This window comes from Streptomyces sp. NPDC059255 (assembly GCF_042752355.1).
Taxonomy (GTDB): domain Bacteria; phylum Actinomycetota; class Actinomycetes; order Streptomycetales; family Streptomycetaceae; genus Streptomyces.
On the sequence record NZ_JBHYZP010000059.1, the window covers coordinates 1 to 11,773 of the forward strand.

Below are 11,773 nucleotides of genomic sequence, written 5' to 3' on the forward strand. Positions count from 1 at the left end.
GCGCCGGACCGTACAGGTCCGGCGCGGCACGGCTCTCACTTCTTGAGCGCGGCCATCAGGGCCCGCATGTCCTCGATCAGTTCGGGTTCGAGGGCGGAGAGGTCGAGCGGCTTCATGTCGACGAACTGGCCGGTCGTGGGATCGACGGTGGAGTAGGCCGTCCCGTAGACCTTGATCTCGAACGCGGCGGCCCCGTCCAGGACATGCAGCTCCGCGTCCCCGTTGTGGGCGGCCCTCACGAGGAACGCCTGGTCGCCCAGGCCCGGGATGCGCTTCGAGGTCGCGGGACCGTCGAACGCGGGCCCCGCCGCCTCCGCCTCGAACTCGGGACCCGGATCGGTCTCCTTGTGCAGCGTGTACCGGATGACGGCCTCGGCCCGGACCCAGATCCGCCCGGGCTCGCCCCCGTCCTCGGGCGGCTCCCTCTCCCCGAATTCGACCTGGCACCTGGCCCGGTCGACGGCGGGGTGCCGGTCCGTGCCCGCCGTCGGCCGCAGCTTGGGGCCGACAGTGGTGGTGAGCGCGGCCAGTTCGGCGGCCTCGCAGAGGTCGCTCGTCGCCTCGTACCCCCGCAGGTCGGGTCCGGTCAGCCGGTACGCGGAGAGGCCGCCCGCCCAGAGCGCGGAGGCGGCCAGCGCGCCGCCGAACGCCCACAGCCAGGGCGGCCGGTGGCGGGGCGACGTGCCGGTGAGCGTCTCGGCCTCGACGGCCGGACCGGTGGGGGCCCGGCCGCCCTCCGTGCCGTACCGGCCGGGCGCGCCGCGCGCGCCGACGACCGGGTGCCCGCCGCGTGTTCCCTGTCCGCTGTCGTCGTCCTCGCCCGTTAACTCCGGCTCGGAGATCATCCCTGGCCGTCTCCCGCCTCCGCCACGGCGGGGGTGGCCGAGGGCGGCTGCGGGGTGGGCCGAGCGGGCCGGGACGGCTCGCCGGAGGGCTCCGGGGCCCCGGCCGCGGCCCCTGCCACCGCGCCGGCCGGAGCGGGCACCGGCGCGATGCTGTAGGCCGTCGCGCCGTGCGGCGGGGGCGTGTTCCTCAGTTCCTGCTCCTGGCTGTACGCGCGGAGATAGCCGACGACCGTGTTGGTGACAGCCACCAGCGGCACCGCCACCACCGCCCCGCCGATGCCCGCCACCAGACCGCCGACGGCGACGGCGAGGACGACGGCCAGCGCGTGCACCCGTACGGCCCGGCCCAGGATGAAGGGCTGCAGCACATGGCCCTCGATCTGCTGCACCCCGAGCACGACGAGCAGCACCATCAGCGCGGTGAAGACGTCCTGCGTGACCAGCGCCACCACCACGGCCAGCGCGCCCGAGATGACCGCGCCGACCAGCGGGATGAACGCGCCCAGGAAGATGATGACCGCGAGCGGCACGGCGAGCGGGACGTTCAGGAAGTAGATCCCCAGACCGATGAAGATCGCGTCGATCAGCGCCACCAGAACCGTGCCCCGCACATACGCGGTGAGCGTGTTCCAGGCGCGCGGTCCGGCGCCGGCGACCCCCTCCCGGGCCGCGGCGGGGACGAGCTTGAGCGACCAGTTCCAGATCTTGCGGCCGTCGTACAGCAGGAAGAGCGTCGAGAAGACGGCGAGGAACACGCCGGTCAGCAGCTCGACGATCACGGCGACGCCCTGGAGACCGGCGGAGGTGATCGCCTCGGTGTTGGAGCCGACGGCATCGCTCAGGGTCTTCGCGATGCCGTTGATCTGGTCTTCCGTCACGTGGAAGGGGCTGTCGAGCAGCCAGCGCTTCAGTTCGTTGATGCCGTCCGTGACCCGGTTGGAGAGATCGTCGATGTTCTCCATGACCTGCCACACCACGAACCAGCCGACCAGGCCCATCAGCACGAATCCGGAGATCGCGGTGAGCGCGGTGGCCAGCCCGTGGGGCGTTCCGTACCGCCTGAGCCAGGCGACGGTCGGCTGGAGCAGCGCGGTGATCAGCAGTGCGACGACGAAGGCCATCACGACGAGTTGCAGGGCGCTGATGACATGCATCAGCGCCCAGAGCAGCCCGCCGAGCACCAGCAGCCGCCAGGCGGCCTCGCCCGCGACACGCATGCCCCAGGGGATGGCGGTGGCGGGGTGGCGCTCGGCGGCGGGCACGACGGGAACGGGCGGTGGCGCGGGAGCGGGCTCCGGAGCGGCGGCCGTGACGGGGGCGGGCGCGGCGGAGGGCGCGTGCGCGGGAGGCGGCGGGGCATCGTCCCGTACGGACCCGGCCACGGCCCGTGCGTCGGTCCCGGTCCGTGCGTCGGTCCCGGCGTCGGCTGCGGTCCCGGTCCCCGCGCCGATGCCGCCCTCGGCCTCGGCCTCCGCCCGGCGCTGGTCGAGGCGTTCGCCCAGGCGGGTCAGTTCCGCACCCACCTGACCGAGCCACTCTGGCAGTCTTGACATGAAGCTTCCACTTCCCCCTGTCTTGCTCTCCACGCCCACTCCCCGGAGCCTGCTCACTACGACCGTACAGGGGAGAAGCCCCCCACCGTAGGACGGCGGGGGGCTTCCCGGGGTTGAGCGGGACGAGCACCGGCGAGGAACCGGGTGTCACTCGTCCGGTACGGCTAGTACCAGTTGTTGGCCTGCCAGAACGACCACGCGCCACAGGGGCTGTCGTAGCGCTCGTTCATGTAGTTCAGGCCCCACTTGATCTGGGTGGCCGGGTTGGTCTGCCAGTCGGCGCCCGCCGACGACATCTTGGACCCGGGGAGCGCCTGGACCAGGCCGTACGCGCCCGAAGACGGGTTCTGCGCCTTGTAGTTCCAGGTGGACTCGTGGTTCACGATGTTGCTGAAGCACTGGAACTGGTCCGCCGGGACGATGGACCGGGCGATCGACTGGACCTCGGCGACCGTGTAGGAGCCCTGCTGCGGGAAGGAGCCGGAAGCGGAGGTGGAACGCGTCGCGTCGCGGCTCGCGCGCTCGGCGTCCTCCTTCTTCTTCTTTTCGGCGGCGGCCTTCTTCTCCGCCTCGACCTTGTCGTCGGCGGCCTGCTTCTTGTCCTTGGCGTCCTGCGCGGCCTGGACACGGGCCGACTCCTCGGCGGACTTCCGGGCCGTGGTGTCGGCGGCGGCGGCCTGGGCGTCCGCCTGCTGAGTCAGCGACGCGGTCTGCACCTGGGCCTGCTGACCCGCGGGGATGTCTGCGAGAAGCGTCATGTCCGCTGCGGTCGCCTCGAAATTGTCGGTCGAGGTCTGGGGGTCGCCCGAGGCAACACCCACCACAGCGCCGACGGTGGTGACCGCAGTGGCAGAAGCCACGGCAAATCCCCGGACCGAGATCCGGCTCACACGGTGTCCTTCCAGCGTCGCCCGCACACGTGACCTCGCGGACGCGATCGTGCCCCTGGCACTGGTCTCCGTACAACATGCGTCACGGGAGACACGGGCCCGGTGGGCAATCCCCTTGCGGGGAGTGCCGCGTGGTGCGCGGGCGGCATGCGGCGGCAGCTTTGGAGTTGTATGGAACCGCACCCTGTTGGTGCGCGTGTGCCGCATGCGGGGCCTGACGGAAGCAAGACTCTGCCGGAAGGCGGCACCGGGAGGCAATTCCCCATCGGGTGGGAAAGCTCACACCACGTTCGCCCCAGGAGTTTCAGGGAAATAGGGGCGCGGCACAACGCCGCCCGGCTAAGCTCTTTCGGCTTCGCCGGGCGGCGCCAAGTGCGGTGATACGAGGTCAGATCTGGCCGTCCTCCAGCATTTCGGTCACGAGCGCGGCGATCTGCGAACGCTCGGAGCGGGTGAGCGTGACATGCGCGAAGAGCGGATGCCCCTTGAGTTTCTCGACAACGGCGACAATTCCGTCGTACCGCCCCACCCGCAAGTTGTCGCGCTGCGCGACGTCATGCGTGAGCACCACGCGGGAATTGGCCCCGATCCGGGACAGAACGGTCAGCAGAACATTCCGTTCCAGGGACTGGGCCTCGTCGACGATGACGAACGCGTCGTGCAGGGACCGGCCGCGGATGTGCGTGAGCGGCAGCACCTCCAGCATGCCGCGCCCCAGCACCTCCTCGATCACGTCCCGGCCGGCGACGGCCGAGAGGGTGTCGAAGACCGCCTGCGCCCAGGGGCTCATCTTCTCGGCCTCCGAGCCGGGCAGATAGCCCAGCTCCTGGCCGCCGACCGCGTACAGCGGCCGGAAGACCATCACCTTCTGGTGCTGCCTGCGCTCCAGGACCGCCTCCAGGCCCGCGCAGAGGGCCAGCGCCGACTTGCCGGTGCCCGCCCGGCCGCCCATCGAGACGATCCCGACCTCCGGGTCGAGGAGGAGGTCGAGGGCGATGCGCTGCTCGGCGCTGCGGCCGTGCAGCCCGAAGGCCTCACGGTCGCCCCGTACGAGCCGGACGTTGCCGTCGGGGGTGACCCGGCCGAGCGCCTTGCCGCGCTCGGACTGGAGCACCAGTCCGGTGTGCACCGGCAGGTCGCCCACCTCGGGCACATAGAGGGTCTCCTCGCTGAAGAGGAGGTCCACCTGGTCGGCGGCGAGCGTCACTTCGCTCATCCCCGTCCAGCCGGAGGCGTCGGTGATGGCGAGCTCGGCGCGGTACTCCTCTGCGAGGAGACCGACCGACGACGCCTTGATGCGCAGCGGCAGGTCCTTGGAGACGACCGTGACGTCGTACCCCTCGGCCTGGAGGTTGCGCGCGACCGCGAGGATCCGTGAGTCGTTGTCCCCCAGTCGGAAGCCGGCGGGCAGGATGCCGGGATCTGAGTGGTTGAGCTCGACGCGCAGCGTGCCGCCCAGATCGCCCAGCGGGATCGGGGCGTCGAGACGGCCGAAACGGATACGGAAGTCGTCCAGCAGGCGCAGCGCCTGCCGGGCGAAGTACCCGAGTTCCGGATGGTGCCTCTTGGCCTCCAACTCCGTGATCACCACGATGGGGAGCACTACTTCGTGCTCCTCGAAGCGGGACATGGCATTCGGATCGGCCAGCAGGACGCTGGTGTCGAGAACGTAGGTGCGCCTGTCGGGCATGCGGCGCTTTGTGCTGGTCACCACGGAAGGACGTACCCCCTCGGATGAGGTCGGGGTTGCGACGGCGTCGCGGGCGGGTGGGCCGGGCTCGGGCCCCATGCGCGGGCCGAGCTCCGGCCCTCCATGTCGCCCGTACGACGAGGCGCACGGTCGTCCTGGTGCAAAGGGCCTCCCGGGCGGACGGCCCCATGCCGTCCGCTGAGATGCGATGTCCACGGACCTGTCTTTTCGGACATCGACCTGGAGGAGGTATTCCCTCGAACACGCGCCGCCATGCCACGGCATACGGCGGACGGTGGGTGAACCGTGGGTGAAGCGCCCTGGGCCGACGGCCGGCGGCGCCGGGGCCGGGTGCCGGGCGGCGCGCGCCGGGACGGCGGCGGCACCTGGCCGAAACGGGTGCCGTGACCGGGCCGGGCGCGGGCGTGAGCCGCGCCGGAAGCCGTGCGGGGCCTTGTGGGACTTACCCCGTGCGGCCGGAGACGCGGATGCCGGGAGAAGGAGGAGGAGAGAGAGAAGAGGGAAGGGGCGAGGACTCAGGTGCCGTAGCGCCGGTGGCGCGCGGCGTAGTCACGCAGGGCGCGGAGGAAGTCGACCTTGCGGAACGCCGGCCAGAAGACTTCGCAGAAGTAGTACTCCGAATGGGCGCTCTGCCAGAGCATGAAGCCGGAGAGGCGCTGTTCACCGCTGGTACGGATGACCAGGTCCGGATCGGGCTGGCCGCGCGTGTAGAGATGGGACGAGATCAGGTCGACGTCGACGATCTCGGCGAGCTCCTCGAAGGTGGTGCCCTTGCTCGCGTGGTCCATCAGGAGGGAGCTGACCGCGTCGGCGATCTCCTGTCGGCCGCCGTAGCCCACGGCGACGTTGACGAGTATTCCCTGGTTGCCGACGGTGGCCTGTTCGGCCTCCTTGAGCACGGTCTGCGTATGGGCGGGCAGCAGGTCGAGCGTGCCGACGTGGTGCACCCGCCAGCGGCCGTCGGCCGCCAGGTCACGGACCGCGTTCTCGATGATGGCGACGAGCGGGGCCAACTGCTCCTGGGGACGGTCCAGGTTGTCCGTGGAGAGCATCCACAGGGTGACGACCTCGACCTTGGTCTCGGAGCACCAGCCGAGCAGTTCCTGGATCTTGCTGGCACCGGCCTCGTGGCCCTGTTCGGCCGTGCCGCCCGCGGCCTTCGCCCAGCGGCGGTTGCCGTCCAGGATGACGCCGATGTGCTTCGGCACCTGGTCGTGGTCGAGGCGGCCTTCCACCCGGCGCGCATAGAGCCGATACACCAGGTCGCGCACGTTCACTGAGTCCACCCTCTCGATTCCGTGGGGACCGGCGCGTCCGCTGGCGGGATCCTGGGGCCGGCCCGGGGACCCCGAAGCCGTCACATTACTGCGGACTCCGCGCGGTCACCCAACCCGGTCTGTCACAAGTCCGTGATAAGGAAGAAAGCATGACCAAATCTCCCTCTTATCTCGCGGCCGACGGCCGGTACGACGCCATGGAGTACCGCCGCAGCGGGCGCAGTGGCCTGAAACTGCCTGCGATCTCACTCGGTCTCTGGCACAACTTCGGTGACGACCGGAGGCTCGATTCGCAGCGTGCGATCCTGCGCCGCGCCTTCGATCTCGGTGTCACGCACTTCGACCTGGCGAACAACTACGGACCGCCGCCGGGATCCGCCGAGCTGAATTTCGGCAAGATCTTCGCGCAGGATTTCTCGGCCTACCGGGATGAACTCATCATTTCGACCAAGGCCGGATATCTGATGCATCCCGGGCCCTACGGCGAATGGGGTTCCCGTAAGTATCTGCTGTCGTCGCTGGACGCCTCCCTGCAGCGGATGGGCCTGGACCACGTCGACATCTTCTACTCCCACCGCTTCGACGCGAACACTCCTCTGGAGGAGACGATGGGGGCGCTGGCCTCCGCCGTACAGCAGGGGAAGGCGCTGTACGTGGGGGTCTCGTCGTACACCTCGGAGCAGACGGCCCGGGCGGCGGCGCTGCTCAGGGAGATGGGGGTGCCCGCCCTCATCCACCAGCCCTCGTACTCGATGATCAATCGCTGGACGGAGGACGACGGGCTGCTGGACACGCTGGAGACGGCGGGGATGGGGTGCATCTCGTTCGCGCCGCTCGCCCAGGGGCTGCTGACCGGGAAGTATCTGAAGGGCATTCCGGAGGGGTCCCGGGCCAGCCAGGGCAAGTCCCTCGACCCCGGGCTGCTCTCGGACGACGTGGTACGGCGGCTGCGCGGGCTGGACGAGATCGCCCGGCGCAGGGACCAGTCGCTGGCGCAGCTCGCGCTGACGTGGGTGCTGCGTGACCCGCGGATGACCTCGGCGCTGATCGGCGCGTCCGGCGTCCGGCAGCTGGAGGAGAACGTCGCGGCGCTGTCGGCACCGAAGCTGTCCGCGGAGGAGCTGACGGAGATCGACGGCTTCGCGGTGGACACGGCGGGCACGAACATCTGGGCCGGCCGGAGCTGAGCCGGTGAGCTGACACTCCGTGACGCCCGGGGCTGACGCGCTGTGAGCGCCCGGCTCGCGCGCGGTCCACGCCCCGGGGCGGGCAGGCCGGCCGGCGGGACGGGGCGGCGGGAGAGCCCGTACGGGAGCGGCGCGGTCGCAGCGGGTCCGGAGCGGCACGGAGCGGGCGCGTGCCGGGCCGGAGCGCGAACGGCCCCGGGACACGGCGGGTCCGGGGGCCGGACCGGAGCCTGGCCCGGACCTGGCCTGGACCTGGGCCGGGGTTGGCCTGGACCAGGACTCCACGGGCCGCCGCCGGGTCCGGCCCCGCGCGGGGCCGGACCGGGAGTCCGGCGAGGGTCGGCTCGGGGCCGGGTGACCGCCCCCGTCCCGGCGCTCCACCGGACCGGGACAGAAAACGGGCCGGTCCGTGGGGGGGGATACGGACCGGCCCGAGGGGGGGTTTCCACCATAACCCTTCGTGAGGGATCGTGGGCCCCCTCGTGCAGCAACATGACGCTCCGAAAGCGGCGGGCTACGGCGCGCGGCGCCCGCCACCAGGCTTTTCCGGCGGCGGGTGGCCAAAATGGCGAGTAGTCGCCATCGCGTGTCGTCCCTCTCAGGAGCGATCCCGGAGGCTTCATCTTGACGCCGAGGGCCGGGAGCCTGCCCGAAGTGCCTGCCCGGAGCCTTGCCCGGAGCGCCTGCCCGAAGCCTTGCCCGGAGCGCCTGCCCGGGGCCGAGCGCCCCCGCCCGTTCCCTAACGACGGACCGCCTCGATCAGGAAGCGGGTCGTCGTCGCCACGAAGGGCCCTTCGTCCTCGATCCGGCGGTGCAGTTCCGCCAACCGGCCGCGGTACGCCTCGACGGTGAAGCCGGGCACCATCCAGACGACCTTGCGCAGGAAGTAGACGACGGCGCCGATGTCGTGGAAATCGGTGCGCAGCGACGCCGTCCGCAGGTCCACGACGTCGAGACCGGCCGCCTCGGCGGCCGCCACGGCCCGACCGGGGTCACGCGCGGAGCGCGCCTCGGTCGGCTGGGGCCCGAGGAAGTACTCCACCAGCTCGAAGACGCTGGCCGGTCCGACCTCCTGCGAGAAGTACCGGCCGCCGGGCCGCAGCACCCGCGCGATCTCGTCCCACCACACCCGGACGGGGTGGCGGCTGACGACCAGGTCGAAGACGCCGTCCGCGAACGGCAGCGGGGGCTCGTCCGGATCCGCCACGACGGCGACCCCGCGGGGCCGCAGCAGCGCCCCGGCCCGGGCGAGGTTCGGCGGCCAGGACTCGGTGGCGACGGTGAGCGGCGGCAGTTCCGGTACGGAGGCGAGGACCTCGCCCCCGCCGGTCTGGATGTCCAGTGCCGCACGGGCGTCGGCCATCCGGGCGGCCATGGAGCGGGCGTACGCCCAGGGCGGGCGTTCCTCGGTGGCGCGGCCGTCGAGCCAGGAGAAGTCCCAGCCGTCCACGGAAACGCCGGCCGCTTCGGCGATCAGCTCTTCGAAGGTGGGCATGGGCGCGATCGTGGCAGGGCCGGGAGCGGCGGCGCGAACGCATTTCGCGCGGCCCCGGTCCGGGTCCGGCTCACGCGGCGGACAGGGCCCCGAGGAGGAGGCCGAGCAGCGCGCCGACGATCATGAACGGGCCGAACGGGATCACCGACTTGCGGCCCGCCCGGCGCAGCACCATCAGCCCGACCCCGTACAGCGCTCCCAGCAGAAATCCGGCGAAGGCGCCGACGCCGAGCACCGGCCAGCCGTACCAGCCGAGGACGACGCCGAGGGAGAGGGCGAGCTTGACGTCGCCGAAGCCCATGCCGTTCGGGTTGATCAGGAACAGCACGAAGTAGCAGGCGCCGAGGACCACCCCGCCGAGCAGCGCCGTCGTCCAGGACCGGCCGGCGTCGGCACCGCCCCCGCCCCCCGGGCCTCCGGGAACCAGGGTTGCCAGGCCGAGGAGTACGGCGGCGGCGAGGGCCAGGGGCAGGGTGAGCTGGTCCGGGAGGCGGTGGACGTTGCGGTCGACGACGGCGAGGAGCAGGGCGAAGGGCGCGAGCAGCAGCCAGACGGCCAGCTCGGGACGGGGCCCGGTGGCGGCGGCGAGCGCGGCGCAGCCGAGGGCGCCGAGGACGGGGACGAGGAGGGAGGGCGCGTACCGCACGAGGGACGCGTCGGGCGCACCGGAGTGACCGGAGTGATCGAAGTGATCGGACACGGGGGTGGTGCCGGCGGAGGCGGTTCCAGGGCCGGGGCCGTCCGCGGCGCCGGGGGCCTCGGCTGCCTCGGTTGCTCCAGGTGCTCCGGTGGCTCCAGTTACTCCGGTGGCTCCGGTTGCTTCCGGGACGGCGACGGCTCCGTAGTCACCGACAGCGGCGTTGCTGTCGGCCCCGGCCCCGGCCCCGGGCCCGGCATCGGATCCGAACCCGGCCCCGACGCCCACACCCGTAGCGCCCGTAGCACCCGTAGCAACCGCGTCGGAGGTGGCACACCCCGGGCATCTCGCCCTGCCGAGCCAGCCGCGGGCCGGGCCGGTGATCGGGTGGCCGGCGGGGCAGCGGTCGCGCCACGCGTCCTCCGGCTCGACGGAGAGCCGGTACGCGGGGCGCGGCAGCAGCACTCCCGTGGCGGCGCCCCAGAGCGCGGCGAGGACGATCAGCGTGGCGTACACCTCACCGAGCCTAGGCCCGGCACCGGGCCCGGTCATGGGTCCAGGGGCCCACTTCCCGTACCCCGGGACCCAGATCCGCGCTCGGGAGCGGCCACCGCCGCGGCGGGGCGCTACGGTCTACGGCCATGGGTACATGGCGAAACGGCAGGGGACGGCTGACGGTCGCGGGTCAGGACGCCCCGGTGGAGGTGGAGCTGGAGATCGCCGCCTCGTACGGGACCCGGCGGCGCGGGCTGCTCGGCCGGACCGGGATCGACGGAGCGCTGCTGATCACGCCGTGCAACAGCGTGCACACCTTCAGGATGGGCTTCACGATCGATGTCGCTTATCTGGACCGGTCGTTGAAGGTGGTCCAGGTCCACACCATGAAGCCGGGCCGGCTCCATCTGCCGCGGCTGCGGGCCCGCCACGTACTGGAGGCGGAGGCGGGGGCGATGGAACGGTGGGGGCTGCGGCCGGGCACCCGGGTGAGCGTGGACGTACAGCCCGGGTGACGTCGGCGGTCGGCGGGCCGCCTACAGCAGCCCTTCCTTCGCCGCCACCGCCAGCAGCGGGACCAGGGCGAAGAGGGCCGTGCCCAGGCAGATCAGCGCGGGGACGTAGACCGGGCCCCAGGCGCCGGGGCCGGCGATGGTGGCGCGCTTGTGCGGGGACCTCGGGTCGTAACTGACCCTGACCGGCGCCCCCACCTCGTGGCCGAACATGCCGGGCCGGTCCTTGAACTCGACGGCGGTGCCGTCCTCCGTGCGGAACGTGAAGACGAACTCGGGGTGGGAGCTGGACGACCCGCTCGCCAGCCCCGAGTTGGTGACGATCCGGCGGTCCACGCACCGCCCCTCGGCCCGCCGGCCGTTCCGGAGCAGGGCGAGCACCACCAGGAGCCGCCGGGCGAAGACGACGGAGACCACCAGGGCCGCCACCCCCACGAGCAGGAAGAGCGCTTCGATCCCCACGCCTGACTCCGATCCGTTCCGATCCGTTCCGTGCCGTCCCCGTCTGCCCTTCAGCCCTGCTTCAGGGAAACACTGGCGATGATGTCCTTGATGTCCCTGTCGGACAACAGCCCCTTCTCGGCGTTGACGGTGATGAGGTACGGCCGGTCCTTGGTGTCCAGACCCGCCACCATCACCCCCGCCAGCGGCGTGCCCTTGGGCGGCTGCCCCTCCTCGCCGGTCGAGGTGGAGGTCCAGTCGACGCGGCGCGCCTCGGCCGTGCCGTCGGGCCCGGCGACCTCGACGTCCGTGGTCTCGACGGGGGTCGCGCCGAGCTGGACGCGGGCCTCGGCGGCCGTGCCGGCCATGTCGGCGTCGTTGATGCCCTGCCCGTAGTCGAACTCGACGTAGATCGAGCCGGCCGGGGAGCCGTCCTTCGTACGGACGGCTCCCGCCGCGTCCCCCTCCGCCAGGTCCGCGGCGGCGACCTGCTTGAACTCCCCCGGGTGCGCGACGGTGAGCCGGTCGGTCGTCAGGGTGGACCAGCCCTCCGGGGTCGTCGCCGCGTCCTTGCCGCCGGCGCCGCAGGCGGTCAGGAGCGCGGCGGCCAGGCCCGCGGCCACGGCCGCACGCACCCCGTACGGGCTTCTCGGCTTCGACACGGACTGGGGCTGGCGCTTCGGCTTGGAGATCATCCCTGAGTTCCTCACTGGTACCGGACCGGCGGGGG

Annotated in this window: 11 protein-coding genes; 2 read left to right on the forward strand and 9 right to left on the reverse strand. The window is 72.0% G+C overall.

The genetic code is table 11. The features are described 5' to 3' along the window. Nucleotides 1-35: 35 nt before the first annotated feature. The 5 genes from ACFXKG_RS39080 to ACFXKG_RS39100 all read right to left on the reverse strand — a co-directional run bounded on the left by ACFXKG_RS39080 (nt 36) and on the right by ACFXKG_RS39100 (nt 6,276). Nucleotides 36-845: a hypothetical protein gene (locus tag ACFXKG_RS39080; RefSeq protein ID WP_384849693.1), complete on the reverse strand. Its 810-nt coding sequence runs from the start codon at nt 843-845 to the stop codon at nt 36-38. Then, complete coding sequence (locus ACFXKG_RS39085) at nt 842-2,398, reverse strand: AI-2E family transporter (RefSeq protein WP_384849696.1); 1,557 nt, start codon at nt 2,396-2,398, stop codon at nt 842-844. The genes ACFXKG_RS39080 and ACFXKG_RS39085 overlap by 4 nt, the downstream gene beginning before the upstream one ends. Before the next feature lie 164 nt (nt 2,399-2,562). Beyond that, nucleotides 2,563-3,288, reverse strand: coding sequence for a transglycosylase SLT domain-containing protein (locus ACFXKG_RS39090; protein ID WP_382890650.1), 726 nt, complete (start codon nt 3,286-3,288; stop codon nt 2,563-2,565). A gap of 388 nt (nt 3,289-3,676) precedes the next feature. Then, entirely contained in the window at nt 3,677-5,002 is a 1,326-nt protein-coding gene (locus tag ACFXKG_RS39095; RefSeq protein ID WP_384849699.1) for a PhoH family protein, read from the reverse strand. 512 nt (nt 5,003-5,514) lie between these two features. Beyond that, nucleotides 5,515-6,276 carry an isoprenyl transferase gene (locus ACFXKG_RS39100; protein WP_382890710.1) on the reverse strand — a complete coding sequence of 254 codons (762 nt, stop codon included), beginning with the start codon at nt 6,274-6,276 and terminating at the stop codon, nt 5,515-5,517. 149 nt (nt 6,277-6,425) lie between these two features. On the opposite strand from ACFXKG_RS39100, the gene mgrA reads away from it, so the two are divergent. Further along, nucleotides 6,426-7,463, forward strand: coding sequence for an L-glyceraldehyde 3-phosphate reductase (gene mgrA / locus ACFXKG_RS39105; protein ID WP_384849701.1), 1,038 nt, complete (start codon nt 6,426-6,428; stop codon nt 7,461-7,463). A gap of 739 nt (nt 7,464-8,202) precedes the next feature. Here the strand turns inward: mgrA and ACFXKG_RS39110 are convergent. Continuing rightward, complete coding sequence (locus ACFXKG_RS39110) at nt 8,203-8,958, reverse strand: class I SAM-dependent methyltransferase (RefSeq protein ID WP_384849703.1); 756 nt, start codon at nt 8,956-8,958, stop codon at nt 8,203-8,205. Between the two features lie 70 nt (nt 8,959-9,028). Further along, the gene (locus tag ACFXKG_RS39115) at nt 9,029-10,147 is read right to left on the reverse strand and encodes a prepilin peptidase (protein ID WP_384849706.1); all 1,119 of its coding nucleotides are present in this window, start codon (nt 10,145-10,147) and stop codon (nt 9,029-9,031) included. Nucleotides 10,148-10,236: 89 nt separating this feature from the next. On the opposite strand from ACFXKG_RS39115, the gene ACFXKG_RS39120 reads away from it, so the two are divergent. After that, nucleotides 10,237-10,605 carry a DUF192 domain-containing protein gene (locus ACFXKG_RS39120; RefSeq protein ID WP_384849708.1) on the forward strand — a complete coding sequence of 123 codons (369 nt, stop codon included), beginning with the start codon at nt 10,237-10,239 and terminating at the stop codon, nt 10,603-10,605. A 21-nt stretch (nt 10,606-10,626) separates the two neighbouring features. On the opposite strand, the gene ACFXKG_RS39125 is transcribed toward ACFXKG_RS39120, so the two are convergent. Both ACFXKG_RS39125 and ACFXKG_RS39130 read right to left on the reverse strand, forming a co-directional pair. Beyond that, complete coding sequence (locus tag ACFXKG_RS39125) at nt 10,627-11,064, reverse strand: DUF3592 domain-containing protein (protein ID WP_384849711.1); 438 nt, start codon at nt 11,062-11,064, stop codon at nt 10,627-10,629. A 50-nt stretch (nt 11,065-11,114) separates the two neighbouring features. Further along, on the reverse strand, nt 11,115-11,738 hold the full coding sequence (locus ACFXKG_RS39130; RefSeq protein ID WP_384849713.1) for a hypothetical protein: 624 nt from the start codon (nt 11,736-11,738) through the stop codon (nt 11,115-11,117). Nucleotides 11,739-11,773 lie beyond the last annotated feature (35 nt).